The following is a 26,288-nucleotide window of genomic DNA, read 5'->3' on the forward strand; positions in this document are numbered from 1 at the left end:
TCAGCTCCGTAACGTTCCGCCCGTCGCCTTGTTCACCGCCTGCACGATCTTCTGGGAGACCGCCTCGATTTCGGCTTCGGTGAGCGTCCTTTCGCGCGGCTGCAGGCTCACCTCGATGGCGAGCGATGTCTTGCCGCCCTCGAGCCGGTAGACGTCGAACACGCTGACGTCGCCGATCAGCGCCTTGTCCGCGCCGCGCGCCGCCTTGACGAGCTTCTCCGCCTCCACCTTCTCGTCCACCACGAAGGCGAAGTCGCGGGTGAGCGGCATGAGGTCGGAGGCGTTGAGCGGCGGGCGCGTGGCGCCCTTCGCCTTGGAGGCGGGAATGGCGTTCAGCACCAGTTCGAAACCGACAAGCGGGCCCTTCACGTCCATAACCGCCAGCACGCGCGGATGAATCTCGCCGAACCAGCCGAGCTTGTTCTGCGGACCCATCTGGATGGTGCCGGAGCGGCCAGGGTGATACCAGGAGGGTGCACCCTGCACGACCTGCACCGTGGCGACCGCCGCCCCCGCCGCCTCGAGCACCGCCAGCGCATCCGCCTTCGCATCGAAGACGTCGACGTTGCGCTGCCCGCCATGGACGTTGCGGCCCGTGAAGGCGCCGCGCCGGATGCCGGCCGCGCGCAGCGTCTCGTCCTCGGGCCTGTCGCCCGCATAGGCATGGCCCACTTCCGAGAGCATCATGTCGGCGAAGCCGCGGTCGAGATTGCGGCCAGCCGCCGCGAGGAGGTTGGGCAGCAGCGAGGGCCGCATGTCCGAAAGCTCGGAGGAGATCGGGTTGGCGAGCTTCAGTTCCGGCTGGCCGCCGCCGAACAGCCTTGCATGATCCTCGGGCAGGAAGGCCCAGGTGATCGCCTCGTTGAAGCCGCGGGAGGCCAGCATGCGCCGCGCCGCCAGCATGCGCTTCTGCAGCGGGTTGAGCACGGGCTTGGCGATGGCGCTCGTGCGCGCCATGGGCTGCGGCGGGATGTTGTCGAGCCCGTGAATTCGGCAGACCTCCTCCACGAGATCGGCCTCGCCATGGATGTCGGGCCGCCAGGAAGGCACCGCGCAGACGAGCGCCTCCGCCGTTTCGGTGACGCCATAGCCGAGGGCGGAGAGAATCTCCTTCTGCCGCTCCACGGGAATCTCCGCGCCCGCCAGCGAGGAGACGCGCGACTTGCGCAAGGCGTAGCTTCGCGCCGTGTCGGGCACCGCACCCGCCACCACCGCATATGAGGCTTCTCCGCCGCAAAGCTCGAGGATCATGCGCGTGGCGATCTCGGAACCCACCGGCGTGAAGGCCGGGTCGACGCCGCGCTCGAAGCGGTAGCGCGCGTCCGATGTGATGCCGAGCTTGCGCCCCGTGGCGGCAGTCCTGAGCGGATCGAAATAGGCCGCCTCGAGGAACACGTTCACCGTCTTCTCCGTGCAGCCCGAGGCGCTGCCGCCGATGATGCCGGCGATCGCTTCCGGCCCCGCATCGTCCGCGATTACCGTCATGGCGGAGGAGAGCGTGTAGCTCTTGTTGTCGAGCGCCTCGATCGCCTCGCCATCCTTGGCGAGCCGAGCGCGGATCGATCCCTTCACCTTGTCGGCGTCGAACACGTGGAGCGGCCGGCCATAGGCGAAGGTGATGAAGTTGGTGATGTCGACCAGCGCCGAAATGGGGCGAAGCCCGATGGCCCTGAGGCGGCGCTGCAGCCATTCAGGCGAGGGGCCGTTCTTCACGCCGCGAATGTAGCGGCCGACGAACAGCGGGCAGGGCGTGGTGTCGCCATCGGGGAAATCGAGCGAGACCTTGATGGGGGACTCGAACGTGCCTTCCACCTTGCGCGTATCGACGGGCTTCAGGGTTCCGAGCCCCTTCGCGGCAAGGTCCCGCGCGATGCCATGGACGCCCAGCGCATCCGGCCGGTTGGGCGTCACCTTCACGTAGATCATCGGGTCGTCGAGCCCCAAGGCCTTCGCCGCCGGCGTGCCGATGGGCCAGTCGCCCGGGACTTCGATGATGCCGTTGTGCTCGTCGGAAATGAGAAGCTCGCGCTCCGAGCACAACATGCCCTCCGAGGCCTCGCCGCGGATCACGCCCTTCTCCAGCGTGATCTTGGTGCCCGGAATGTAAGAACCGGGGAGCGCGATGATGCCCTTGATGCCGGTGCGGGCATTGGGCGCCCCACACACGACCTGGATCACGCCAGAATCGGTCTCGACATTGCAGAGCCGGAGCTTGTCGGCATTCGGATGCTTTTCGGCATGCTGCACGTAGCCCACCTTGAACGGGGCGAGTGCTGCCGTCATGTCGGAGACCTCTTCCACCTCGAGCCCGACGCCGATCAGCCCCTCGCAGATCTCGTCCAGCGATGCGGTGGTGTCGAGATGTTCCTTCAGCCAGGAAAGGGTGAATTTCATGACAGTCCTCCGGCGAGCGTCGGCACCTGCAGTGCCTTGAATCCATAGTGGCGGAGCCAGCGCAGGTCGGCCTCGAAGAAGGCGCGGAGATCGGGGATCCCGTATTTCAGCATGGCGATGCGGTCGAGCCCCATGCCGAAGGCCCAGCCCTGCACCCTCTCGGGGTCCATGCCGCCGGCCCGTATCACGTTCGGGTGCACCATGCCTGAGCCCAGGATCTCGAGCCATTTGTCGCCGGTGCCGATCCTGATCTGGTTGCCCTCGCGCGCATACTGGATGTCCACCTCCATCGAAGGCTCGGTGAAGGGGAAGTGCGAGGCACGGAAGCGCATCTTCACGTCGTCAACCTCGAAGAAGGCCTTGCAGAACTCGGCGAGCACCCACTTGAGATTCGCGAGCGTCGTCGTCTCGTCGAGGACGAGGCCCTCGACCTGGTTGAACATCGGCGTGTGCGTCATGTCCGAGTCGCAGCGGAAGGTGCGCCCCGGGGCGATGATGCGGATCGGCGGCTTCGAGGCCAGCATGGTGCGGATCTGCACCGGGCTCGTGTGCGTGCGGAGCAGCATGCGCGAGCCGTCGGGTTTCTCGTTGAAGAAGAAGGTGTCGTGCTCCTGGCGCGCCGGGTGCTCGGGCGGAATGTTCAGCGCATCGAAATTGTGGAAGTCGTCCTCGATGTGCGGGCCTTCGGCCACCGAGAAGCCGAGGTCGCCGAAGATCTGCACCACCTCTTCCCACACCTGGGAGACGGGGTGCACCGTGCCGGAAACCTGCGGCCTGACCGGCAGCGTGACGTCCACCCGCTCGGAGGCGAGCCGCGCTTCGAGCGCCTGCTCCTGGAGGAACGCCTTTCTTGCGGCGATGGCCTCGGCCACCCTGTCCTTCAGCACGTTCAGCGCCTGCCCCGCCTCGCGCCGCTCCTCCGCGCTCATGGCCCCCAGGCCCTTCATGCGCTCGGAGATCGAGCCCTTCTTGCCCAACGCGGAAACGCGCACGGCTTCGAGGGCCGCCTCGTCGGCTGCGGCCTCGATCTCCGCCAGGATCGATTGTTCGAGGGGTGCGAGACTCATGGAAAATGTTCCTCTGGAAACGGCATGACCGGGCACAGGTGCCGTCAAAGACACCATGTGGCCCGGTCAAGGCAATCGGAAATCGACGTGAAGATCTGCGAAGCTTGGACTTAAGCCTGCGCAGCCTTGGCCTTCTCGACGAGAGCGGCGAAGGCGGCCTGATCATGCACGGCGAGATCGGCGAGGACCTTGCGGTCCACCTCGATCCCGGCCTTGGCCAGGCCGTGGATAAATCGGCCGTAGGTGAGGCCGAGTTCGCGCGTCGCGGCGTTGATGCGCTGGATCCACAGGGCGCGGAAATTGCGCTTCTTGGTGCGCCGGTCGCGATAGGCATATTGCTCGGCCTTCTCGACGGCCTGCACGGCGACGCGGAAGATGTTCTTGCGGCGGGAGAAATAGCCCTTCGCCTGCTTCATCACCTTCTTGTGAGACTTGCGGGCGACGACGCCGCCCTTTGAACGTGGCATTGTTCGGACTCCTCGGTCTTACTTGGCGATGTAGGGCATGTGGATCTTGACGAGGCGCTCATCGCCCGCCGCCAGGATCATCGTGCCGCGCTGATTGCGGATCTGCTTGTTGGTGCGCTTGATCATGCCATGGCGCTTGCCGGCCTGACCCGCCTTGATCTTGCCGGAAGCGGTGACCTTGAACCGCTTCTTGGCCGAGGACTTGGTCTTCATCTTGGGCATTTTGCTTCATCCTTTCAAAGCGTTAGAAAGCCGCCATGGCATGCCCTTTACAGGCCAGGCGGCTTGAACGGGCCTGATTAAGCAAAATTGCCCGGGAAAAGCAAGTCAGAGGCGGATTTCGACCTTCAGTCCGCCGAGCTCCGAACAGCCGTAACTGACCGCAAATCCGTAGATGTCGGCGATGTCCTCGACGATCGAGAGCCCGAGGCCGGAGCCCTGTTTCGACTCGTCGAGGCGGCGGCCGCGCTCGCCGATCCGGGACATCTCGCCCTCGGGAACGCCCGGCCCGTCGTCCTCGATCAGCAGGCGCGGCGGGGAATGGCGCACGCGCACCGTGGTCCTCGCCCATTTCCGGGCATTGTCGAGCAGATTGCCGAGGAGTTCGGTGAGGTCGCCCTGCTCGATTGGCACCCGCGCCTCGGGCTCGACCTCGACCACGAAGGTGAGCCTGTCCGCGCCGGGCAGCCGCTCGACGGCGGCGAGCACGCGCTCCAGCGTGCCCGCGAGCCCGGTCGCCACATGCCCCATGCCGCTCGACAGCCGGGAGCGGGCGAGTGCGCGCTCCACGTGGCGGACCATGGCCCCGGTCTGCTCGTCGATGTCTTCGGCCTGCTTCTCGCGGTTCTCCTTGCGCAGTTCGCGAGAGATGGTGGAGAGCACCGTCAGCGGCGTCTTGAGTCCATGCGCCAGGTCTCCCGCGCGCCGCCTGGCGCGCTCGAGAGACGCATCGCGCATGTCGAGTACGTCGTTGAGCTCGTCGACAAGGGGGGCGACCTCGTCGGGGAACCGGCCGGCGAGCCGCCGCGCCGCGCCCGCGCGGATGGCGGCGACCTGCTCGCGCAGCTGCTGCAGCGGCCGGAGCCCCACGGAGACCTGAAGCCATGCGCCGAAGATCAGTACCGTGCCGATGATGGCGAGCGAGACCACGAGCTGGTCGCGCAGCTCCTCGAGCGGGCGGTTCAGCTCCTCCTCCCGCGTGGCGGTGGTGAGCCTGAGCCGCAGCGTCCTGCCGAAATAGGGAACGCCGAGTTCCCGCTGCAGCAGGATGAGCGGCTCGCCCTCGGGATCCACGGGTTTCGAGGGATCGATTTCCGTGTCCCACAGCGACCGGGACTGGAGCGGTTCGACGGGCCTTTCGCCTGGGCCTGCGAGCAGCTCGATCCGCCAGTACCGCCCGCCATAGGGTTCTTGATAGCGCGGGTCGGCCAGCGACTGGCCGGTGGCGAGCGTGCCGTCCGACTTGACCTCGACCGAGCCTGCCAATTGCATGAGGTCGTTCTCCAGCCCCGCCATCACCCGCTCGCGCACCTGCTGCTCGAACAGGCGGACGAGGGCGAAGCCGGTGAGCGACAGGGCGAGCGCGATCGAGATGGCGGCGGCGAGCAGCAGCCTGAGCCGCAGCGAGCCCTTGCTCATGGCTCCGGCGGCTGGACGATGTAGCCGAAACCCCGGCGCGTTTCGATGATGTCGGCCTTGAGCTTGCGGCGCAGCCTGCCGACCAGCGCCTCGATCGCGTTGGACTCGCGCTCGCTGTCATGGGAGTAGAGGTTCTCGCTCAGCTCCGCCTGGGAGACGACCCTGCCGCGATGATGGAAGAGGAAATTCAGCAGGCGGAATTCGAGCGGCGTGAGATTGGCGGGCACGCCCTCCACCGTGACGAGGCGGCTGCGCGGATCGAGCCTTACGGGACCGATCGAGATCGCCGGTTCGGCCCGCCCCGCCGCCCGCCGGATCAGGGCGCGGAGCCGCGCCATCAGCTCTTCCATGCGGAACGGCTTAGGAAGATAGTCGTCCGCGCCTGCGTCGATGCCATCCACCCGGTCGGTCCAGGCGCCCCGCGCGGTGAGCACCAGAACGGGCGTCGCGACGCCCTCCTGGCGCCAGCGCTTGAGGATGGTGAGCCCGTCCATCACCGGCAGACCGAGATCGAGGATGATGGCCGAATAGGCCTCCGTGCCGCCTTTGAACCAGGCCTCCTCGCCGTTCGAGGCCACCTCGGCGACATAGCCGGCGCCGTTCACGGCCTCGGCGAGATCGGTTGCGATGCGCGGCTCGTCCTCGACGATGAGGATCCGCATCAGAGCCCGGCGACGCTGAGGATGCTAGCTGTCCTGGCGTTTACCTTGACCTCGATCAGCCGGTCGTCGGAGGCCAGGATGCGGATCCTGTAATGCAGGCCGCTTCCCCTGCCGCCGAGCGTGATCCGCACGACCTTGCCGTCATAGCGCTTGCGCACCACCGACAGGATCTTGCGCAGCGGTTCGGCATCGCCGCGGCGGACCGCGGCGCGGATCTGCCAGTCGTCCCGGTCACGTCCGCCCTGGACGGCCCGCCGGGAGGGGGTGTCACTGCCTCCCTCCTTGGCGCGGACGGACTCCTGCCCGGTGGGATTCCTTTGCCTGCCGAGGCCGCCGCCGTGCCTGGTCCCTTTGTTTTTCGGGGGCTCGAAGCCCTCGGCGCCGGGTTTGGGCTTCCCGTTTTCCCCGCCCCCACCGGCCTCTTGCGGACCCGAAGGCAAGGGCCGCGCAACCGGCCCGCTCATGCCTCCGCCGTGCTGCGATCCGAATCCGCCGTCCGGCTCCCCGGTGCCCGCGGCGGCGCCCGCCGGCATGACCGTGATGGCCGGGACCAGATATCCAAGCGTGACCAGCCCCAGAAATGCTTTGCGGTCGACCATCCAAGACTCCTCTCGCCGGTTTCGGCTGGACATTCGCCATAAGATTGAATTTTGCTGCAAATGTCAAACAGGCGCCGCAGGGCGCCTGTCTGGACGAGGGAATTGCTGCCTTTTTCCGGCTGGCTCAGCGCGGGGCCAGCACCATGACGATCTGCCGCCCCTCGAAACGGGGCTCCGATTCGACCTTGGCGATGTCGAGCGTGTCCTTCTTCACCCGGTCGAGAAGCTGCTGGCCGAGCTCCTGGTGCGCCATCTCGCGGCCGCGGAAGCGGAGCGTGATCTTCACCTTGTCGCCTTCCTCGAAGAAGCGCTTGATCGCCCGCATCTTCACGTCATAGTCGTGGTCGTCGATCATCGGGCGCATCTTGATCTCCTTGATCTCGATGACCTTCTGCTTCTTGCGCGCCTCGGCGGCCTTCTTCTGTTCCTGGAACTTGAACTTCCCGTAATCGAGGATCTTGCACACCGGGGGCTTGGCGTCGGGCGAGATCTCGACCAGGTCGAGATTGGCCTCCTCGGCCATCATCATCGCCTGGCGGATCGGCACGACCCCGACATTCTGGCCATCCGCGCCGATGAGGCGGACCTCGCGGGCGTCGATGCGGTGATTGATCCTGTGTCCTTCTTCCTTCTGCGGGGGGGCGGCTCCGCGGCTTAATGGCCTCCTGGGTGGAATGCTCAAGTGGGCTTCAGCTCCTGTGTTCGGGGCGTCCCAGGCGGGAAAGGCCCCGGGGGTTTCGGGTTGCGTCCGCTATAGACATTGATTGAGGCGTCCGCGTCAAGCGCCGATCCGGGGAGGACCCAAGTCCCGTCCGGCCCTCAGCCGCTCGCCGCGCCGGCCGGGGCGAAGCTCGACCACGGCATCCGGCACGACGATGTGAAAGACAGTGCCCTCGGGTCCGGTTCCCGCGAGCCGGATCTCGCCGCCATGGGCGCGGATCAGCTCCGCGGCGATGGCGAGGCCGAGCCCCACCCCGCCCGGCCTGGCCGCGCTCTGGAACGCCTCGAAGAGGCGCGGCCTGACGCGCTCCGGAATGCCCGCGCCATTGTCCTTCACCTCGATGGTGACGACGCTGCCCTGCCGCCAGGCGCGCAGCCCGACATGGCCCTCGCGCAAGGAACCGGCCTCGTCGAGCATGGCCTCCACCGCCTGGATGGCGTTGCGCAGGAGATTGGTCAGCACCCGGTTCAGCTGCTCCCGGTCGGCATCGATCACGGTGTCGTCGGGCACCTGGTTGAACAGCACCACGCGGTGTGTCGCCTGCAGCACGGCGGCCTCGATCACCTCCTCGGCGATGGCGCGCAGCGCGAGCCTCTCGCGCGCGGGCGGCGGCTCCTCGGCGCGGCCGAACTTCAGGGTCTCCGTGAGGAAGGCGATGGCGCGGTCGAGGCTCACGATCAGCTTCGGCGCGAAGCGCTTCACCGTCGGGTCCTCCGCCACGGCGAGGCGGTCGGAGATCACGTGGGCGGAGGAGAGCATGTTGCGCAGGTCGTGGCTGACCTTGGAGACGGCGAGCCCCAGTGCGGCGAGCCTGCTCTTCTGCTGCAGCATGGAGGCGAGCTCGGCCTGCATGTCGTGCAGCTCCTGCTCGGCAAGCCCGATCTCGTCGTTGCGGCCCGAGGGCGCGATGACGCGCGAGCGGTCTTCCGGGTTCTCGCGGAACGCCACCATGTTGCGGGTCAGCCGCTGCATCGGCCGCACCAGCACGACGTTGAGCGCCCCAAAGACGAGCCCCGCGACGATGGCGGACAGGATGACCGACAGGATCAGGATGTTGACGCCGTAGCCGAGCATCGCCTGGCGCAGCGGCGCCTCGAACAGCGCGACCTCGATCAGTTCGCCCGACATGTTGGGCGGCCGGTCGGTGACGCCGATCACCCGCGGCTCGCTGCGGACCATCACCGCCAGGGCATCGGTGACCGCGGCAAGCCACCTGGTCTCGCGCAGGTCGTAGGTGGCCTCGATCATGTGGTCGCCCTCGCTCCTCAGGATGAGCTGGCGCATGCTGCCGCGGTCGAGCGAGACCACCAGGACCCCGGCACCCTTCAGGATCTCGCTGCGGAGATCGCTCGAGAGGATGCGGTCGGGGGCGGCCTCGGCGGCAAGTGCCGCGATCTCGGCCTGGGCGATGCGCCCCTTCAGCCACTGGATCCGGAAATTGGCGATGGAGGGCAGGAAGATCAGCACCTCGCCGAGCATGACAAAGAGGACGGTCAAGGCCAGCACCTTTCCCGAGAGCCCCCGCAGCAGGCCCGGGCTTCTTCGTCGTTCTGTCTCTCCGCCGCTCATGGGATCAGCGCTCCGATCAGCCTGGTTACGCGCCGCACCAGGGGATTGGATGCAAAATCTGCAAAATATTCAAGAGCCGCCCGCCGCGAGGCTTCCCCGCGCGTGGGATAGGGCAGGACGGTCGAGATCATCTGGCCGATCCGGAGCCGCTGCTGCAGGGCCAGGATCCAGGGCTGGATCAGCTCGCCCGCCTCCGGCCCCACGATGCCGCAGCCGAGAATGATCCCTCTTCGCCCGGTGACGACCTTGACGAGCCCGTCCGTGCGCCCCTCCGCCTGGGCGCGGTCATTGCCGGAAAAGGGCCAGCGCAGCACCTTCACCGCGCCGCCATGGGCGGCCCGCGCCTCCTCCTCGGTGAGGCCAGCCTGAGCGAGTTCGGGGTCGCCGTAGATCACCCGCGGCACGTGACGTTCTGGTCGCACCGGAAGCCCGAACAGCGCGTTGCGGATGACGAGCCCGGCCTGGTGGCCGGCCTCATGGGTGAAGCTGCCGCCTGCCACGTCGCCCACGGCATGGACACGCCGGTTGCTGGTCTTGAGATTGCGCCCCACGCTGATGCCGCGGTCGGTGTAGGCGATTCCCGCCGCCTCGAGGCCCAGGCCTTCGACGTTGGGTCTCCGCCCCGCCGCCACGAGGATATGCGAGCCGGTGAGCCTTGCTCCGTCCGCGAGCTCGAGCCCCACCGCACCTCCAGCGTGGAATGCCTGCACGATGGCCGTCCGCCGGATGAGGCGCACGCCCTCTGCCTCGAGCTGAGCCAGCACCACGCGGGCGAGTTCGGGGTCCTGAGCAGCGAGCGGTTCGCCGGCGTCGATCACCGTCACCGCGGAACCGAGCCTCCGGTGCGCCTGGGCCATCTCGATCCCCACCGGCCCCGCGCCGATCACGAGGAGGTGGCTGGGCAGCGTCTCGTTGGCGAACAGCGTCTCGTTGGTGAGATGCGGCGCGTCCGCCAGGCCGGGAATGGGCGGCACGGCGGGGCGCGATCCCGTGGCGATCACCACGCGGCGCGCCGTGTAGCGCCTTCCCGCCGCTTCCAGAGTATGGGGGTCCAGGAAGGTGGCGGCAGCGCGGATCACCCTGACGCCGAGCTTCTCGAAGCGCTCCTGGCTGTCATGCGGGGCGATTGCCGCGATCGCCCGTCGCACATGCGCCATCACCGCCGCGAAATCGACCTGGGGCTCGACCGGCGCGATGCCGAAGCGTGCCGCCCTGCGCATGGCCTCGGCGTGTTTTGCCGCGGCGAGCAGCGCCTTGGAGGGAACGCAGCCGGAGTTGAGGCAGTCGCCCCCCATCTCCGACTTCTCGAACAGCACCACCTTCCGGCCGAACCGGGCGGCCGCCGCTGCCACCGTGAGCCCGCCCGAGCCCGCGCCGATCACAGCGTAGTCGAAATGCTCGGCCCTCATGTGCCCCCGCCCCTCCACAGCCGGATCGCCACGGGGACGAGCGCCACGAGGCCCAGGGCGGAGAGCCCCAGCACCAGCTCGGTCGAGAGCAAGGCCGAGGCCTCGAGGCCGAGGCGGCACGGCGCCTCCCCTTGCGCGCCAACGCAGGCGCGGTAGGCGGCGAGCTGTGCCTCGATCGTCCGGTCGAGCCCGGCCCCCACCAGCGCGAAGGCGAGCGAGGCGGGGAGGATGCCGACCGCCGTCGCCAGGATGAAGGTGCGGAAGGGAATGCGCGAGAGCCCCGCCACGGCATTCACCGCCCAGAACGGGAAGACCGGCGTCAGCCTCAGGAACAGCAGCAGGCTGAAGGCGTGCGCGGCAAAGCCGCGGGACAGGCGCTCGAGGAAAGGCCCCGAGCGCTCGGCCAAGGCCGCGCCGAACGAAGTCTTGACGATCTGGAACACGATTGCCGCGCCCGCCACCGCGGAAACGACCGTCGCCGGCACGCTGAGCGGCCAGCCGAAGAGAAATCCGCCGGCGATGCTCATCACCGCCGCGCCGGGAATGGAGAGCGCCACCACCGCCACGTAGGCCAGCATGAAGGCGGCGAGCGCCAGAGCCAGATGCGCATCGACCCAGTTCCGCAGCAGGTCGCGGTTCTCCGCCAGCGCGGTGAGGGAAAGATGGTGGTGGAGGCCCAGCCCATAGCCCGCGACGGCCAGCAGGAGAAGCGCCGCGGCCGGCAGCCAGCGCCGGGCGAGGCGGGTCCAGCCTGGCCGGCCGGTGTCGGAGGATTGCTGTCTGGTGGCCTGCGTCATGAGGAAGGTTCAGCCTGTTCCAAGCCATGGACCATTGTGAAGCGATGCGATAGGGGGTGTCACCGTCTCGTGAGCAGAGTTCATGGCCGGTGTTCGGCTCGTTGACTTCTCCCCGCTTTTCCCCCATAAGCCCGGTCCAAATTCCTGAAGCGGAACGGGTTTCTCTCGGGGCATGGCCGGTTTTGCGGGCCATGTGTTTGAAAACATTGGCCGCGAAGGCCCAGAACGGAGTTAAGAACGTGAAGCGCACCTACCAGCCCTCGAAGCTCGTCCGCAAGCGCCGCCATGGCTTCCGCGCGCGCATGGCGACCGTTGGCGGCCGCAAGGTTCTCGCCCGCCGCCGCGCCAAGGGCCGCAAGCGCCTTTCGGCCTGATCGCCGGACCTCTCCCGACATGGAACGCCTGAAGCGACGGCAGGACTTCGTTGCCGCCGCCCGGGCTCAGTATGCCGCCACCCCCGGCATGGTGGTGCAGATGCGCGACCGGCATGACGAAGCCCCGCCGCGCGTGGGCTTCACCGCTACCCGCAAGATCGGCAACGCCGTCGTCCGCAACAGGATCAAGCGCCGCCTTCGAGAACTGGCACGGCTCTCGCTTGCGAAGGCGGCTCGCCCCGGGCACGATTACGTGCTGATCGGCCGGGCCGCGACCGCCGGGAGGCCCTTCTCCGACCTCGAGAAGGATCTCACTTCCGCCTTGAAAAGGCTGCACCGCACCGCCCATTTGGCGGCGGACAAGGGAACATCATGAATTACGACAACAAGAATTTCATTCTTGCCATCGTCCTCTCCATGCTGATCATCTTCGGCTGGCAATATTTCTATGCGGCCCCCATGCAGGAAAAGCTGAGCCAGCAGGCTGAGACGGAGCCTGCCGTTCCGGGCCGGGCTGGTGCGCCGGCCACGCAGGCCGCGGGGGGTGCGGTTCCCGGGGTCGCCGCGGCAGCGGTACCCAAATCGCGCGATGAAGTCCTGGCCGCGGCCCCGCGCCTGAAGATCGAGACCCCCTACGTCGCCGGCTCGATCAACCTGCAGGGCGCGCAGTTCGACGATCTCCACCTCCTGCGCTACCGCGAGACGATCGATCCCAGGAGCCCCACAATCACCTTCCTCTCGCCCAACGGCACGCAGGGCGCGCTCTTCGCCGAGCAGGGCGTCGTCGCCGCCACCGGCACGCTGGCGAAGCTCCCGGATTCGAAGACGGTGTGGACGGCACCCGCCGGTGCGGTGCTGAGCGAGTCCAGTCCCGTGACCCTCACCTGGGACAATGGCGAGGGCCTGAAGTTCAGCCGCAAGATCGAGATCAGCGACGAATATCTCTTCACCGTGACCCAGACGGTTGAGAACGCCTCGGGCGCTCCCGTGGCGATCATCCCCTATGCCCGCATCCAGCGCCAGGACACGCCCGTGGTCGCCGGCTACTGGGTGTTCTTCGAGGGCATGCTGGGCTGGCTCGACGGCAGCCTGCAGGAAATCCACTACTCGGATGTCGCCGAACAGACCGAGCCGCAGAAGATCGACACCACAGGCGGCTGGCTTGGCTTCACCGACAAGTACTGGGCCGCCGCCGTCATCCCCGATCAGGCGAAGCCCGTGACAGCCGGCTTCCTGCACACCAATGCCGGCGGCCGCGACCTCTACCAGACCGACTACCTGGCGCGCGAGGCTCTGGTCGTGCAGCCCGGTGCCGCCGCCACCCACACCGACCGGTTCTTCGCCGGCGCCAAGGTGGTGCGCACGATCAACGCGATCGAGACGAGGCACCAGATCCAGGGCTTCAACTACATGATCGACTGGGGCTGGTTCTACTTCCTGACCAAGCCCTTCTTCTACCTGCTCGACTGGCTGAAGGGCCTGGTGGGCAATTTCGGCGTCGCCATCCTCATCGCCACGGTGCTCGTGAAGCTCGCGGTCTTCCCGCTGGCCAACAAGTCCTACGCATCGATGAGCAAGATGAAGAAGCTCCAGCCCGAGATGGAGAAGCTGAAGCAGGAATATCCGGACGACCGGATGAAGCAGCAGCAGGCGATGATGGAGCTCTACAAGCGCGAGAAGGTCTCGCCGCTGTCGGGCTGCCTGCCGGTGGTCGTGCAGATCCCGATCTTCTTCGCGCTCTACAAGGTGATCCTCACCTCGATCGAGCTTCGCCACGCCCCCTTCTTCGGCTGGATACAGGATCTCTCCGCGCCCGATCCGACGAGCCTCTTCAACCTCTTCGGCCTCATTCCGTGGGACCCGCCGCACATGCTGCTGATCGGCGTGTGGCCGATCATCATGGGCATCACCATGTGGCTGCAGATGCGGCTCAATCCCACGCCGCCAGACCCGGTGCAGGCGAGCCTGTTCAACTGGATGCCGGTGATCTTCACCTTCATGCTGGGCACCTTCCCGGTGGGCCTCGTCATCTACTGGGCCTGGAGCAACACGCTCTCCATCCTGCAGCAGTCCTTCATCATGAAGCGCCACGGCGTCGAGATCGACTTCTTCGGCAACATCCGCAACAGCCTGCCCTTCCTCAAGAAGAAGGCGGCGGGGTGAGCGAGCGCTTCACGACCGACGAGATCGATGCGGGCCGCCGGCTGTTCGGCGGCCCGTCGCGCTTCCTGCTCGGCGTGGCGAGGCTCGAGCAGCTGCCGCCCGCGCGCGGCGTCGAGATCGCCTTGGCGGGCCGCTCCAACGTCGGCAAGTCATCGCTCATCAACGCGCTCACCGGCGTCAACGGCCTGGCGCGCGCCTCGAACACGCCGGGCCGCACGCGCGAGCTCAATTTCTTCGACGTCAACGGCCAGTTGACCCTCGTCGACATGCCGGGATACGGCTTCGCCAAGGCGCCGAAGACCGAGGTGAAAGCCTGGCAGGCGGTGCTGCGGGGCTATCTGCGCGGCAGGCCCGGCCTCACCCGCGCCTTCGTGCTGATCGATTCTCGCCACGGCATCCTCAAGGCCGACGAGGAGATGTTCGACCTCCTCGACGAGGCGGCGGTCACCTACCAGATCGTGCTCACCAAGGCCGACAAGATCAAGCCGGCGGAACTGGAGAAGATGGCGGCGAGCGTTTCCACCGCGGTGAAGAAGCACCCTGCCGCCTTCCCCGAGATCCACGCCACATCGAGCGAGAAGGGCCTCGGCATCCCGGAGCTCCGCGCCGAGATCGCCGGGCTGCTCACCACCCTTTGAAAACGCGGCGATTGTCCTGTATGGCGCTTCAGCTGATCTCGCAGGGATGACTATCATGGACGAACTCGGCACCACGGCCCGAATCCTTTCCGAGGCGCTGCCCTTCCTGCAGCGCTACGACGACCAGATCATCGTGGTGAAATATGGCGGCCACGCCATGGTGGACCCGAAGCTGGCGCAGCAGTTCGCGCGCGACATGGTCATGCTCAAGGTCTGCGGGCTGAACCCCATCGTGGTGCATGGCGGCGGCCCGCAGATCAACCGCATGCTCGACAAGCTCGAGGTCGAGCCGGAATTCCGCGAGGGCTTGCGCGTTACTGACGAGGCGACCATGTCGGTGGTCGAGATGGTGCTCTCGGGCTCGATCAACAAGTCGATCGTCGCCTCCATCCAGCAGTCGGGCGGGCGTGCGGTGGGCATCTCCGGCAAGGACGGCAACCTGATGATCGCCGAGAAGCTCACGAAGACGAAGGTGGACCCCGACACCGGCAAGACGGTCGAGATCGATTTCGGCTTCGTCGGCGAGCCGGTGAAGGTCAACACCGAGATCCTCGAGACCATCATGCGGAGCGACGCCATCCCGGTGATCGCGCCCGTCGGCGTGGGCCGCAATGGCGAGACCTTCAACGTCAATGCCGACACGGCGGCGGGTGCCATCGCCACGGCGACGCGCGCCAAGCGCCTGCTGCTTCTGACCGACGTCGCGGGCGTGCTCGACAAGGACAAGAACCTGATCAGCGAGCTCAGCATCGAGGAGGTGCCGGGCCTCATCGCCAACGGCACCATCACCGGCGGCATGATTCCCAAGGTGGAGAGCGCCGCCCTGGTGGTCGAATCGGGCGTCGAAGGCGTCATCATCCTCGATGGCCGGGTGCCGCATTCGGTGCTGCTCGAACTGCTGACCCCCCATGGCGTGGGAACGCGCATCTCCAGGGCCGGGGCATGAGGGGCTTCTCCCACGTCGACACCTGGGTCTTCGACCTCGACAACACGCTCTACCCGGCCACCTGCCGGCTCTTCGACCAGATCGACGTCAAGATGGGGGAATTTGTCTCGAGGCTGCTGAACGTCGAGCTCGCCGAGGCCAAGCGCCGCCAGAAGGAGATGTTCTACAAGTATGGAACCACGCTCCGCGGCCTGATGACGGAACACGGCATCACGCCCGGCGCCTTCCTCGACTACGTGCACGACATCGACCACTCGCCGGTGCCCTTGAACGCGGCACTCGACACGGCGCTCCATGCGCTCCCCGGCCGCAAGCTCGTCTTCACCAACGGCACCGTGGGCCATGCCGAGAAGGTGCTGAACCGCATCGGCATCACGCATCATTTCGGCGACATCTTCGACATCGTGCATTCGGACTTCATCCCCAAGCCCGAGATGGAGCCTTACCGCAAGTTCGTCCGGCAGACCGGCATCCGGCCCGAGACCTCCGCCATGTTCGAGGACATCGCGCGCAACCTCGAGGCGCCGCATGCCCTCGGCATGACCACCGTTCTCGTGGTGAGCCCCGAGAACCGCGACGCCGAACACCTGAACCGCGCCACCGGCGGCACCGCCCAGCAGCACATCCACCACGTGACGGACGATCTCGCCGCATTCCTGGCGGGCCTCACGAGGAGTCTCCAAACGCAGCCTTGACCCGGCCCGGCTTTTTGGCGAAAGCGGGCGCCGGACCAGACGGGAGGGCAGAATGAGCGATCTTCAGACCACCATCGAAGAGGCCTGGGAGGGCCGCGACAAGATCAACCTCGAGACCAGGGGTCCGGTGCGCGACGCGGTGAACGCGGCACTGGGCCTTCTCGATTCCGGCAAGGCGCGGGTCGCCGAGAAGCAGGGCGGCGAGTGGCACGTCAACCAGTGGCTGAAGAAGGCGGTGCTGCTCTCCTTCCGGCTCAACGACATGGCGATGATCCCCGGCGGCCCCGCTGGGTCCAGCTGGTGGGACAAGGTTCCCTCCAAGTTCGATGGCTGGAGCGAAAGGGAATTCCGCGCGGCGGGCTTCCGCGCCGTGCCGAACTGCGTCGTGCGCAAGTCGGCCTATGTCGCGCCGGGCGCCATCCTCATGCCCTCCTTCGTCAATCTCGGCGCCTATGTCGACACCGGCACCATGGTCGATACCTGGGTGACGGTGGGCTCCTGCGCCCAGATCGGCAAGAACGTGCACCTCTCGGGCGGCGTGGGCATCGGCGGCGTGCTGGAGCCGATGCAGGCGGGCCCCACCATCATCGAGGACAACTGCTTCATCGGCGCGCGCTCCGAAATCGTCGAGGGCGTCGTGGTGGGCGAGGGCTCGGTGATCTCCATGGGCGTGTTCATCGGCCAGTCCACCAAGATCATCGAGCGCGAGACCGGCAAGGTGCACATGGGCAAGGTGCCGCCCTATTCGGTCGTCGTCTCGGGCTCGCTGCCCCAGAAGCCCTATGCCGACGGCTCCCCCGCCCCCTCGCTCTATTGCGCGGTGATCGTCAAGCGCGTCGATGAGAAGACGAGGTCCAAGACCTCGATCAACGAACTGCTGCGGGACTGATCCGGCCTCCCCTTTCGCGAATCTTGCCGTTGGTCCATGATCGCCCCCGCATGGCCGGCGCGGGGGGCGTGCGGCGCATCAAGGGGGAAAGCGACATGGACTGGAAATATCTCTTCACCAGCCTCGAAGGCCGCATCGGCCGGCAGAGCTACTGGATGGGCGTGCTGGTGATGGTGGTGATCAGCATCATCGCGGGCGTGCTCGATGTCATGCTGGGCACGGCCAGCGAGGAAGGTTATGGCGCCATCAGCATCATCGCCGCGCTCGTCATGATCTATCCCGCGATCGTTCTCTACGCCAAGCGCTGGCACGACCGCGGCAAGTCCGGCTGGTGGTCCCTGATCGGCCTCATTCCGGTCATCGGCGGCCTGTGGATGCTGATCGAACTCGGCTTCCTCAGGGGAACCGACGGGCCAAACCAGTATGGCCCGGACCCGCTCAAGGCCTGAACGCGGAACTATTGCAGCGTGCCCGGCCGAGAGTGGCCGGGCCTTTCATTTGCGGATAGACTGTCAGCATGAAGAACACCCCGACCGATCCCGTGCCGGTCCTGCAGGAGCTGATCCGCTGCAGGTCGGTGACGCCTGCCGAGGGCGGAGCGCTGACCTATCTCGAGAATCTCCTCTCGCAACACGGCTTCGTCTGCCACCGGCTGGTCTTCCGCGAGGAGGGCACGCCCGACGTCGAGAACCTCTTCGCCCGCATCGGCTCGGGTGCGCCCCATCTCTGCTTCGCCGGCCATACCGACGTCGTTCCCGAAGGCATAGCCGAGGCCTGGACCCATCCGCCCTTCGCGGCCGAGATCTCGAACGGCTACGTCTATGGCCGCGGCGCCTGCGACATGAAGGGCTCGGTGGCGGCCTTCGCCGCCGCGGCGATCGACTTCATTCGCGGCACGCGCAAGTTCAAGGGCTCGATCTCCTTTCTCATCACCGGCGACGAGGAAGGCCCCGCCATCAACGGCACGGCGAAGGTGCTGCAGTGGATGCGCGAGAACGGCCATGTGCCGGATCACTGCATCGTCGGCGAGCCGAGTTCGGCGGAGAAGCTGGGCGACACGATCAAGATCGGCCGCCGCGGTTCGCTGAGCTTCACCGTCACGGTCGAAGGAAAGCAGGGCCATGCCGCCTATCCGCACAAGGCGGACAACCCGATCCCCAAGCTCGCCCGCTTCGTCGACCGCATCGCCGCGGCGAAGCTCGACGATGGCAACGAGCATTTCGATCCTTCCACGCTTGCCGTCACCACCTTCGACGTCGGCAATCCCGCGGGCAACGTCATCCCCTCCCGCGCCACGGCGAAGTTCAACATCCGCTTCTCGACCGAACACGGCTTCGCCTCCTTGAAGGGCTGGGTCGAGGACGAGGTGGCGAAGATCACCGCCGAGATGGGCGGCGCCTGGACGGTCTCGGCCACCGAGGGTGCCGATGCCTTCATCACCGAGCCCGGCCGCTTCGTTGGCCTCGTTCAGGATGCGGTCGAGCGCGAGACGGGCATTCTCCCGAAGCTCTCCACCAGCGGCGGCACTTCGGATGCGCGTTTCGTCAAGGACTATTGCCCGGTCCTGGAATTCGGCCCCGTCAACGCCACGATCCACCAGACGGACGAGCGCATGGCGATCGAGGAGCTGCGCGCCACGCAGGCCATCTATGGCCGGATCATCGCGGATTACTTCTCGGCGGAACTGTAGCCGACGCGCAGCAGGTAGAGGCCCTCGGGCGGGGCCACCGGCCCGCAGGCGGCGCGGTCGGCCGCCTCCAGCGCGCGCTTCATGTCGAGGGGGCGCCATTTGCCTTCGCCGACGAGCCTGAGCGAACCCACCATGGACCGCACCTGGTTGTGCAGGAAGGATCGCGCGTCGGCGCGGATCTCGACCAGCTCGCCGTAGCGGGCCACCTCGAACCGGTCGAGCGTCTTGACGGGCGTGCTGGCCTGGCACTGGGCGGCGCGGAAGGTGGTGAAGTCGTGCTTGCCCACGAGATGCTGGGCGGCCTCGTGCATCGCCTCGGAATCGAGATCGACGGGAAGCCACCACACCTTGCCGCGGTCGAGCGCCGGCGGCGCACGCCGGTTCAGGATGCGGTAGAGATAGTAGCGCCGCGTGGCGGAGAAGCGGGCGTGGAAATCCTCCCCCACCTCTTCCGCCTCGAGCACGCTCACCGGATGCTGGCGCATGTTGCCGTTCAGCGCGTTGCGGAGCTTGAACGCATCCCACGGCTTCGCGAGGTCGACATGCGCCGCCTGCGCCAGCGCGTGAACCCCGGCATCGGTGCGGCCCGCGCCATAGACCATGGACGGCGCGCCGTTGATCACCGCCACCGCGCGCTCGATCACGTCCTGCACCGAGGTGCCGCCCGCCTGCGATTGCCATCCGGTGAAGGGTGCGCCGTCATATTCGATGGTCAGCTTGTAGCGCGGCATCAGCGGGCCTCGGCGCCGGGCGCGACGGAGAAGCCCCGCAGGAACTCGTCGGCTTCCATCGCGCCCTTGCCCTCGCGCTGCAGCTTGAGGAGACGGATCGCTCCCGTGCCGCAGGCGATGGCGAGACGGGAGTCGATGAACGTCCCCGGCGCGCCGCCGCCCTCCGTCACCTCGCAGCGGAGCGCCTTGAGGCGGGTGCCGTTGACCTCGAACCACGCGCCCGGAAAGGGCGAAAGCCCGTGGATGTGGTTCCGCACCGCGTGCGCAGGCCTGGTGAAATCGATGTGCGCCTCGGCCTTGTCGATCTTTCGGGCATAGGTGACGCCCTCGGCGGGCTGCGGCATGCAGTCGAGTTTCGGATCTGCCAGCGCTTCCACCATCAGCCGTGCACCCAGGGCGGCGAGTTCGTCATGGAGCGTCTGCGCCGTGCTCGCCGGCGTGATCGGCAGCCGCCCCACCTTGCACATCGGGCCCGTGTCGAGGCCTTCTTCCATGCGCATGATGGTGACGCCGGTTTCCCTGTCTCCCGCCATGATCGCCCGCTGGATCGGGGCCGCTCCCCGCCAGCGCGGCAACAGCGAGGCATGGACGTTGAAGCAGCCGAGCCGCGGCGCCTCCAGCACCGGCTTCGGCAGGATCAGCCCATAGGCGACCACCACGGCCGCATCCGCCGCGAGGGCTGCAAAGCGCGCCTGCTCCCCGGGCGACTTCAAGGAGAGGGGAGTGCGCACCTCGATCCCCTGCGAGACCGCGAGCGCATGGACGGGCGAGGGCCGCTCCGCCATGCCGCGGCCGGCGGGGCGCGGCGGCTGGGAATAGGCGCAGGCGATCTGGTGCCCGGCGGCGAGCAGGGCCTTCAGCGTCACGGCCGCGAAATCCGGCGTTCCCATGAACACGAGGCGCATGGGCATCAGAGCTTTCCGAGCTTCTGGGCCTTCTGGAACTTCTTGAGCACCCGGTCGCGCTTCAGCCTGGAGATGTGGTCGATGAAGAGGACGCCGTTGAGGTGGTCGATCTCGTGCTGGAGGCAGGTGGCCATGAGGCCCGTCGCATGCATCTCGCGCGGTTCGCCCTGCCGGTCGAGGTAGCGCAGCCTGATCTCGGCGGGGCGCGTCACCATCTCGTAGTACTCGGGAATCGAGAGGCAGCCTTCCTCATAGTCGCTCTGTATCTCGCTCGACCAGGTGATCTCGGGATTTGCCACGAAGAGCGGCTGCTTCTCCTCGTCCTCCTTGGACAGGTCGATCACCAGGAGCCGCCGCGGCACGCCGATCTGGATCGCGGCGAGCCCGATCCCCGGCGCGTGATACATGGTCTCCAGCATGTCGTCCCAGAGCTTGCGCACCTGGGCGTCCACGGTTTCGACGGGTTTGGAGACCTCGCGGAGCGTCTTTTCGTCAGGCAGGGTTACGATGGGGATGATCGACATGCGCCGTCACTTAGTCAACCTGCCGCGGGCGGTCAATCGAGCCGGGCGTCAGCGCCCGTCAAAGGGGCTGTTGCAGCGGTAGCGCTTCATGCCCTTGCCCACGTAGGTGTCGCTCGCCGGGTCATAGGTGCGGTAGCGCTCGCTGCACCAGGCCTCGTGCGAGGTGGACACGGTGTCGTGCAGGTGGTCGTAGTAGTGGTAGTGCTGGAAGGGCTTCTGGTACCAGTAGCTCCCGGGCTTCGCCAGCGTGGCGTGCTGAAAGGGCGCGTAGTCCATCCGCACCCGGCAGTAGTTGAAGTCCTCCACGCAGTTCTTCTCGATCACGTAGGGCTTCCAGATCTTGATGGCGCCGCGCGGCCCGTCACGGTCGAGGTCTGCCGCGGCGGCGGCGATGGGCATCGCGGCCAGCGCCACGAGCGCGGCGAGCACGGGGAGGGCGGTCCTGGACATTGTCAAACACTCCTCGAAAGTGGCGTTCGGGGGCGGAAAGATCGATTTCGGCAGAATGCTACCCCGGCAGCCCCTTGGCAAGCCGTGGCGCTTGCCTTTTGTTTTTTTACCCCCCATATACCGGCCGGGAGGTTGGCGGCGGACGTGCCGCTCGCCAACCGGGTCAGGTCCGGAAGGAAGCAGCCCTAACGAGACCGGAACGGGTTGCCCGTCCAGCCTCCCACCTCATAAGCGACCCCGCGGAAGCCCGCCGATGGACGAGACTCAGAGCGGCGCGAACGCCACAGGGTATCGCGTTCTAGCCCGGAAATACCGCCCCCGCACCTTCCCTGACCTTATCGGCCAGGAGGCGATGGTGCGAACGCTCACCAACGCCTTCGCTTCCGGCCGCATCGCGCAAGGCTTCATGCTGACGGGCGTGCGCGGGGTCGGCAAGACCACCACCGCCCGCCTCATCGCCCGCGCGCTCAACTACGGCGACAAGCCGACGATCGACATGCCGGACTATGGCCCGCACTGCGAGGCCATCCTCGAATCGCGCCACATGGACGTGATCGAGATGGACGCCGCCTCCAACACCGGCGTCGACAACATGCGCGAGATCATCGACAGCGTGCGCTATGCGCCCGTCCAGGCGCGCTACAAGGTCTACATCATCGACGAAGTCCACATGCTCTCGAAGAGCGCCTTCAACGCGCTGCTCAAGACGCTGGAAGAGCCGCCGCCGCATGTGAAGTTCATCTTCGCGACGACCGAGATCAACAAGGTTCCCGTGACCATCCTGTCGCGCTGCCAGCGCTTCGACCTGAAGCGGCTCGATGCGGCGCTTCTGGCCTCGCATTACGCGCGGATCGCCGAAAAGGAGGGCGTGGAGGCCGAGTCCGATGCCTTGGCCATGATCGCGCGCGCCGCCGAAGGCTCGGTGCGCGACGGGCTCTCGCTCCTCGACCAGGCCATCGCCTATGGCGAAGGCAGGGTGAGGGCGGCGGACGTCGCCGCCATGCTGGGCCTGATGGACCGCTCGCGCATCATCGACCTGTTCGAGGCGGTGATGGCCGGCGATCCCAAATCCGCCCTCGAGGAGATCGAGCGGCAGTACCAGGCCGGCGGCGATCCGGCGACGATCCTCGGCGATCTCGCCGATTACGTTCACTGGGTGACGCGCCTCAAGGTGGTGAAGGAGGGAGCCCTCGCCGACACCTCCCGCACCGAGGCGGAAAAGACGCGAGGGGCCGAGCATGCCCGGAAATGCGGCATCGCGCACCTTTCGCGCGCCTGGTCCATGCTGCTGAAGGGCATCCGCGAGACGGAGCTTCATTCCGATCCTCTGATCGCTGCCGAAATGGTGCTGATCCGCCTTGCCTTCGCCGCCGATCTTCCGGGCGGCGAGGAGCTGGCGAAGCTCGCGAAGCAGGCGCAGCCCTCCGGCGAGCGCGTGGTGCCCTTGAGCGCCCGCGAATTGCTGCGCCCCGGCGCGGATGCGCCCGCCGAGACGCAGGCGGCGCTGGCGGTCAGACCCCATCCGGCAGCCGCGGCACCGCCCGCCCAGACCGAAACGCGCGCCTTCTCCAGCCTCCAGGACCTCCTGGCGCTTGCCGCGGAGAAACGCGACATCAAGCTCAAGTCCGACCTCGAAAGCCTCGTTCGCCCCATTCGCGTGGCTCCGGGCCAGTTCGAGCTGGCGCTCGAGCCGCAGGCCCATCCGGGCCTTCCGGGCGAGATCGCGCGCAAGCTCGAGGCCTTCACCGGCATGCGCTGGATGGTGATGGTGGCGAAGGAGGGCGGCGCCAAGCCGATCGCCCGTCAGCGCCAGGAAAGCCGCGACAGCCTGTTCATCACGGCGCGCGAGCACCCCGATGTTCAGGCGGTGCTGAAGCGTTTTCCCGGTGCCGAGATCGTCGACGTGAAGGAACCCGACCAGACCATCCTTGCCCCCAATGTGAGTGAGAGCGATGAAGAACCTCGGTGACATGATGAAGCAGGTCCAGGCCATGCAGAGCCGCATGGCCGAGATGCAGGCGAAGCTCGAGCAGGCGACCGTCACCGGCCAGTCGGGCGGCGGCCTCGTCAAGGTCACGCTGAGCGGCAAGGGCGCCATGACGCGCCTCGAGATCGATCCCTCGCTGCTGAGGCCCGAAGAGAAGGACATCGTGGAAGACCTGATCGTCGCCGCCCACACCGACGCCAAGGCGAAATCGGAGGCGATGATGGCGGAGGAAATGAAATCCGTGACCGGCGGACTGCCGCTGCCGCCCGGGTTCAAGCTGCCGTTCTGATGTCGCGCCGCACCACCGGACCCGAGATCGAGCGCCTCATCCAGCTCCTGGCGAAGCTGCCGGGGCTGGGGCCCCGTTCGGCCCGGCGCGCGGCCCTCTACCTCATCAAGAACCGCGAGCGCCTGCTGGTGCCCATGGCCTCCGCCATGGCCGAGGCGCAGGAGAAGGTCACCATGTGCTCCGAATGTGGAAACGTGGATACGGTGGATCCCTGCACCCTCTGCACCGATCCGAGGCGTGACCGCACGGCGCTCTGCGTCGTGGAGGAGGTGGGCGATCTCTGGGCGCTCGAGCGTGCGGGCGCCTGGAACGGCCTCTATCATGTGCTGGGCGGCACGCTCTCGGCGATCGAGGGCGTGAGGCCCGAGGACCTCGCCATCGGCTCGCTCGTCGAGCGCGCCGGAGGAGGCGAGGTGAAGGAAGTGGTGATCGCGCTCAACGCCACGGTCGAGGGTCAGACCACCGCGCACTACATCACCGAGCGCCTGAAGACGCTCAACATCCCCGCGTCCCGGCTTGCCCACGGGGTTCCGGTGGGCGGCGAACTCGATTATCTCGACGAGGGCACCCTCACCCAGGCCATCCGCGCGAGGCGCCCGCTCTAGCTTTCCCTCGAACGTTCTCAGCCCTGCTCCATCAGCTTCGGGCGTGCGAGTTCGATCGCAGGCTCTTCGAGTTCCAGGCTTTCGATCTTCAGCCCCCGCCGCGTGATCTTCTCCGCCGAGACGGCGAGCTTCTCGAGATCGCCCGCGGCGGCGCCGAAATGCTTCTGGAGATCGCCGACCCGCTCCTTCAGCCGTGCCACGTCCTCGAGAAGCCGCGTCACCTCCGCCTTGATGAGGCCCGCCTGCTCGCGCATGCGCACGTCCTTGAAGATCGCCTGCAGCGTCTGCACCAGCAGCATCAGCACGTTGGGCGAGGCGATGATGACGCGCGCCCGGTGCGCCTTCTGGATCACGTCCTCGAATTTCTCGTAGAGCTCGGCATAGACCGACTCCGAAGGCACGAACATGATGGCGGTCTCATGCGTCTCGCCGCCGATCAGGTATTTCTCTGCGATGTCCCGGACATGCTTCAGCACGTCGGCCTTGAGGCGGGCCTCGGCGTTGCGGATGTCGGCCTCGCCCTTGGCCGCCTTGAGCGCGTTGAAGGCCTCGAGCGGGAACTTGGCGTCGATGACCAGCCTCAGTGGCGAATCGGGAAGCGAAACCAGGCAGTCCGGCCTCGTGCCGTTGCTCAGGGTTCCCTGGAAGGCATAGGCACCGGCATGCAGCCCGTCGCGGATGATCGCTTCCATGCGGGCCTGGCCGAAGGCGCCGCGTGCCTGCTTGTTGGAGAGGATCTCCTTCAGCCCCAGCATCTCGCTCGACAGGGACATGATGTTCTTCTGCGCCGCGTCGATCACGGCGAGGCGTTCGTGGAGCTGCGCCAACGATTGGCCGGTGCGCTCCGTTTGGTCGGTGAGGTTGAGGCCGAGACGCTGCGAGACCTGGTCGAGACGTTCGTCCAGCGCCGAGACGAGCTGCATCTGGCTGCCGTGGGATTGCTCGGCCAGACTCTTCAGGGCGCCGGAGAGTTCGGCAATCCGATATTCGAGTTCAGCCCTGCGCCGCTCGGCCGCCAGATGCTCTTCCCGCCGCCCCGCCTGCGCCCGCCAGGCGAAGATGACTGCTGCCACCAGCAGGAGGAGGGAAAAGAGACATGCAACCGAGAAGAGATGATACGGAGTGACTGGCGCGCCGCCGATCTCAAGGAGGGTCTGGTCGAGGTCCATGGCCTCGAGCCTAGACCGATTCGCCTTCCTGAAAGTAAGTGGCCCGTTCGTACCGGCAGGGTACGAACGGGCCTATGGCCTTCACGACTCGGGACGGCGACAGGAGCCATGCGGGCCAAACCGATTCTACGTGGCAGGGATCAACGCGGCTGGTTCGGAAAGGTTCCGGACGTTCCGGAAAATTGCACTCGCCGCCGCGCCCCCGCCCTGTGACCCTCAACTTGCCGCCTGATCGCGGCCCGAACACGGAATCGCGATGGCGGATTCAAGGCCCGAAAGAGATTTCTCCGCCCAAGTGTCGGCGGGTGAACGAAGGCTCACGGCTTCCGCTGAGGCGGCCGTGCGGCGGCAGGTGCCAGAGCGCGCTCGGCACTGTTCTGCCGCTCGGTGAGGAAAAGCGACAGGCCGCGGGTGAGCCCGTCGGCGAAGTCGCGCATGGCGGAAAACATGATCATGTGTTGCCTCGGTGTTGCGAAAGACATGCATTCTGGTGAGGCACATATGGTGTCGAATCGTGAACGGATTGCAGCCGGATACCGGCCCTGCCACCGCTTCAGCTATGCGTGCACCGCATGGCGGAACGTTTCGGTGGCCTTCACCAGCTGCTCTGCCGTGCCCGGCTCGGTGGCGGTATGCCCGGCGTCAGGCACCATCACGAACTCCGCCTCGGGCCACGCCCTGTGCAGGTCCCAGGCGGTGCGGGCGGGCGTCACCACGTCGTAGCGGCCCTGGATGATGATGCCGGGAATGCCCCGCAGCCGGTGCGCCTCGGCGATGAGCTGCCCGTCCTGCGAGAAAAATCCGCCGTTGACGAAATAGTGGCACTCGATGCGCGCGAAGGCGAGGGCGAAGCGGTCCGAGCCGAAATCGCTGACCCGCTTCTCGTCGGGGAGCCACGAGAGGGTGGGGA

The 26,288-nt window shown here is 66.9% G+C and carries 30 protein-coding genes and 1 other RNA gene; 13 read left to right on the top strand and 18 right to left on the bottom strand.

Annotated features, from left to right (window positions below):
- From pheT to ACK4HL_RS14970, 11 genes are all read right to left on the bottom strand, one after another.
- On the bottom strand, window positions 1-2,394 hold the full coding sequence (gene pheT / locus ACK4HL_RS14920; protein WP_409761713.1) for a phenylalanine--tRNA ligase subunit beta: 2,394 nt from the start codon (window positions 2,392-2,394) through the stop codon (window positions 1-3).
- Window positions 2,391-3,461, bottom strand: coding sequence for a phenylalanine--tRNA ligase subunit alpha (pheS, locus tag ACK4HL_RS14925; RefSeq protein ID WP_409761715.1), 1,071 nt, complete (start codon window positions 3,459-3,461; stop codon window positions 2,391-2,393). Before pheS ends, pheT begins: the two co-directional genes overlap by 4 nt.
- A 110-nt stretch (window positions 3,462-3,571) precedes the next feature.
- A complete protein-coding gene (gene rplT / locus ACK4HL_RS14930; protein ID WP_409761717.1) occupies window positions 3,572-3,928 on the bottom strand; it encodes a 50S ribosomal protein L20 in 357 nt (118 codons plus the stop codon).
- 18 nt (window positions 3,929-3,946) lie between these two features.
- Entirely contained in the window at window positions 3,947-4,150 is a 204-nt protein-coding gene (gene rpmI, locus ACK4HL_RS14935; protein WP_409761719.1) for a 50S ribosomal protein L35, read from the bottom strand.
- A 105-nt stretch (window positions 4,151-4,255) separates the two neighbouring features.
- Window positions 4,256-5,566 (bottom strand): sensor histidine kinase, encoded by a 1,311-nt coding sequence (locus ACK4HL_RS14940; RefSeq protein WP_409761721.1) that lies wholly within the window; start codon window positions 5,564-5,566, stop codon window positions 4,256-4,258.
- On the bottom strand, window positions 5,563-6,228 hold the full coding sequence (locus tag ACK4HL_RS14945; protein WP_409761723.1) for a response regulator: 666 nt from the start codon (window positions 6,226-6,228) through the stop codon (window positions 5,563-5,565). The genes ACK4HL_RS14940 and ACK4HL_RS14945 overlap by 4 nt, the downstream gene beginning before the upstream one ends.
- The gene (locus tag ACK4HL_RS14950; RefSeq protein ID WP_409761725.1) at window positions 6,228-6,827 is read right to left on the bottom strand and encodes a PepSY domain-containing protein; all 600 of its coding nucleotides are present in this window, start codon (window positions 6,825-6,827) and stop codon (window positions 6,228-6,230) included. The genes ACK4HL_RS14945 and ACK4HL_RS14950 overlap by 1 nt, the downstream gene beginning before the upstream one ends.
- A gap of 124 nt (window positions 6,828-6,951) precedes the next feature.
- The gene (gene infC / locus ACK4HL_RS14955; RefSeq protein ID WP_409761777.1) at window positions 6,952-7,503 is read right to left on the bottom strand and encodes a translation initiation factor IF-3; all 552 of its coding nucleotides are present in this window, start codon (window positions 7,501-7,503) and stop codon (window positions 6,952-6,954) included.
- Between the two features lie 102 nt (window positions 7,504-7,605).
- Window positions 7,606-9,045 (bottom strand): sensor histidine kinase, encoded by a 1,440-nt coding sequence (locus ACK4HL_RS14960; protein WP_409761727.1) that lies wholly within the window; start codon window positions 9,043-9,045, stop codon window positions 7,606-7,608.
- 68 nt (window positions 9,046-9,113) lie between these two features.
- Window positions 9,114-10,526 carry a dihydrolipoyl dehydrogenase family protein gene (locus tag ACK4HL_RS14965; RefSeq protein ID WP_409761729.1) on the bottom strand — a complete coding sequence of 471 codons (1,413 nt, stop codon included), beginning with the start codon at window positions 10,524-10,526 and terminating at the stop codon, window positions 9,114-9,116.
- Window positions 10,523-11,323 (bottom strand): TVP38/TMEM64 family protein, encoded by an 801-nt coding sequence (locus tag ACK4HL_RS14970; RefSeq protein ID WP_409761731.1) that lies wholly within the window; start codon window positions 11,321-11,323, stop codon window positions 10,523-10,525. Before ACK4HL_RS14970 ends, ACK4HL_RS14965 begins: the two co-directional genes overlap by 4 nt.
- 239 nt (window positions 11,324-11,562) lie before the next feature.
- Between ACK4HL_RS14970 and rpmH the strand changes: the two genes are divergently transcribed.
- The 9 genes from rpmH (at window position 11,563) to dapE (ending at window position 18,718) form a co-directional block, all read left to right on the top strand.
- Complete coding sequence (gene rpmH, locus ACK4HL_RS14975; protein WP_409761733.1) at window positions 11,563-11,697, top strand: 50S ribosomal protein L34; 135 nt, start codon at window positions 11,563-11,565, stop codon at window positions 11,695-11,697.
- A gap of 19 nt (window positions 11,698-11,716) precedes the next feature.
- Window positions 11,717-12,073 carry a ribonuclease P protein component gene (rnpA, locus tag ACK4HL_RS14980; RefSeq protein WP_409761735.1) on the top strand — a complete coding sequence of 119 codons (357 nt, stop codon included), beginning with the start codon at window positions 11,717-11,719 and terminating at the stop codon, window positions 12,071-12,073.
- Complete coding sequence (yidC, locus tag ACK4HL_RS14985; protein ID WP_409761737.1) at window positions 12,070-13,860, top strand: membrane protein insertase YidC; 1,791 nt, start codon at window positions 12,070-12,072, stop codon at window positions 13,858-13,860. The genes rnpA and yidC overlap by 4 nt, the downstream gene beginning before the upstream one ends.
- Entirely contained in the window at window positions 13,857-14,498 is a 642-nt protein-coding gene (gene yihA, locus ACK4HL_RS14990) for a ribosome biogenesis GTP-binding protein YihA/YsxC (RefSeq protein WP_409761739.1), read from the top strand. The genes yidC and yihA overlap by 4 nt, the downstream gene beginning before the upstream one ends.
- Window positions 14,499-14,544: 46 nt before the next feature.
- Window positions 14,545-15,444, top strand: coding sequence for an acetylglutamate kinase (argB, locus tag ACK4HL_RS14995; RefSeq protein ID WP_409761741.1), 900 nt, complete (start codon window positions 14,545-14,547; stop codon window positions 15,442-15,444).
- Window positions 15,441-16,139, top strand: a complete 699-nt coding sequence (locus tag ACK4HL_RS15000) for a pyrimidine 5'-nucleotidase (RefSeq protein ID WP_409761743.1) — start codon at window positions 15,441-15,443, stop codon at window positions 16,137-16,139. Before argB ends, ACK4HL_RS15000 begins: the two co-directional genes overlap by 4 nt.
- 52 nt (window positions 16,140-16,191) lie before the next feature.
- Window positions 16,192-17,028, top strand: coding sequence for a 2,3,4,5-tetrahydropyridine-2,6-dicarboxylate N-succinyltransferase (gene dapD / locus ACK4HL_RS15005; protein WP_409761745.1), 837 nt, complete (start codon window positions 16,192-16,194; stop codon window positions 17,026-17,028).
- Between the two features lie 50 nt (window positions 17,029-17,078).
- Entirely contained in the window at window positions 17,079-17,477 is a 399-nt protein-coding gene (locus tag ACK4HL_RS15010) for a DUF805 domain-containing protein (protein WP_409761747.1), read from the top strand.
- Window positions 17,478-17,545: 68 nt separating this feature from the next.
- Window positions 17,546-18,718: a succinyl-diaminopimelate desuccinylase gene (gene dapE / locus ACK4HL_RS15015; protein WP_409761749.1), complete on the top strand. Its 1,173-nt coding sequence runs from the start codon at window positions 17,546-17,548 to the stop codon at window positions 18,716-18,718.
- Here dapE and truA read toward each other — a convergent pair.
- The 4 genes from truA to ACK4HL_RS15035 are packed head-to-tail and all read right to left on the bottom strand — an operon-like array spanning window position 18,697 to window position 21,328.
- Window positions 18,697-19,449, bottom strand: a complete 753-nt coding sequence (gene truA / locus ACK4HL_RS15020) for a tRNA pseudouridine(38-40) synthase TruA (protein ID WP_409761751.1) — start codon at window positions 19,447-19,449, stop codon at window positions 18,697-18,699. The two genes, dapE and truA, sit on opposite strands and share 22 nt — an antisense overlap.
- The gene (gene fmt, locus ACK4HL_RS15025; protein WP_409761753.1) at window positions 19,449-20,360 is read right to left on the bottom strand and encodes a methionyl-tRNA formyltransferase; all 912 of its coding nucleotides are present in this window, start codon (window positions 20,358-20,360) and stop codon (window positions 19,449-19,451) included. The genes truA and fmt overlap by 1 nt, the downstream gene beginning before the upstream one ends.
- Window positions 20,360-20,878, bottom strand: a complete 519-nt coding sequence (def, locus tag ACK4HL_RS15030; RefSeq protein ID WP_409761755.1) for a peptide deformylase — start codon at window positions 20,876-20,878, stop codon at window positions 20,360-20,362. The genes fmt and def overlap by 1 nt, the downstream gene beginning before the upstream one ends.
- 48 nt (window positions 20,879-20,926) lie before the next feature.
- Window positions 20,927-21,328 carry a BA14K family protein gene (locus ACK4HL_RS15035; protein WP_409761757.1) on the bottom strand — a complete coding sequence of 134 codons (402 nt, stop codon included), beginning with the start codon at window positions 21,326-21,328 and terminating at the stop codon, window positions 20,927-20,929.
- Between the two features lie 127 nt (window positions 21,329-21,455).
- Here ACK4HL_RS15035 and ffs point away from each other — a divergent pair.
- The 4 genes from ffs to recR all read left to right on the top strand — a co-directional run bounded on the left by ffs (window position 21,456) and on the right by recR (window position 24,209).
- An RNA gene (gene ffs / locus ACK4HL_RS15040) (signal recognition particle sRNA small type) lies at window positions 21,456-21,552 on the top strand.
- Between the two features lie 29 nt (window positions 21,553-21,581).
- Window positions 21,582-23,297 (top strand): DNA polymerase III subunit gamma/tau, encoded by a 1,716-nt coding sequence (locus tag ACK4HL_RS15045; RefSeq protein ID WP_409761759.1) that lies wholly within the window; start codon window positions 21,582-21,584, stop codon window positions 23,295-23,297.
- Complete coding sequence (locus ACK4HL_RS15050; protein WP_409761761.1) at window positions 23,281-23,604, top strand: YbaB/EbfC family nucleoid-associated protein; 324 nt, start codon at window positions 23,281-23,283, stop codon at window positions 23,602-23,604. Before ACK4HL_RS15045 ends, ACK4HL_RS15050 begins: the two co-directional genes overlap by 17 nt.
- Complete coding sequence (gene recR, locus ACK4HL_RS15055; RefSeq protein ID WP_409761763.1) at window positions 23,604-24,209, top strand: recombination mediator RecR; 606 nt, start codon at window positions 23,604-23,606, stop codon at window positions 24,207-24,209. The genes ACK4HL_RS15050 and recR overlap by 1 nt, the downstream gene beginning before the upstream one ends.
- Before the next feature lie 17 nt (window positions 24,210-24,226).
- Here recR and ACK4HL_RS15060 read toward each other — a convergent pair whose 3' ends face one another.
- From ACK4HL_RS15060 to ACK4HL_RS15070, 3 genes are all read right to left on the bottom strand, one after another.
- Window positions 24,227-25,378 (bottom strand): DNA recombination protein RmuC, encoded by a 1,152-nt coding sequence (locus tag ACK4HL_RS15060; RefSeq protein ID WP_409761765.1) that lies wholly within the window; start codon window positions 25,376-25,378, stop codon window positions 24,227-24,229.
- A 317-nt stretch (window positions 25,379-25,695) separates the two neighbouring features.
- Window positions 25,696-25,833, bottom strand: coding sequence for a hypothetical protein (locus tag ACK4HL_RS15065; RefSeq protein ID WP_409761767.1), 138 nt, complete (start codon window positions 25,831-25,833; stop codon window positions 25,696-25,698).
- A 102-nt stretch (window positions 25,834-25,935) separates the two neighbouring features.
- Window positions 25,936-26,288, bottom strand: a 353-nt coding sequence (locus tag ACK4HL_RS15070) for an alpha/beta hydrolase (protein ID WP_409761769.1), incomplete at its 5' end; no start/stop codon positions are given.

Source organism: Aestuariivirga sp., from assembly GCF_046294715.1.
In the GTDB taxonomy this organism is placed as follows: Bacteria; Pseudomonadota; Alphaproteobacteria; order Rhizobiales; family Aestuariivirgaceae; genus Aestuariivirga.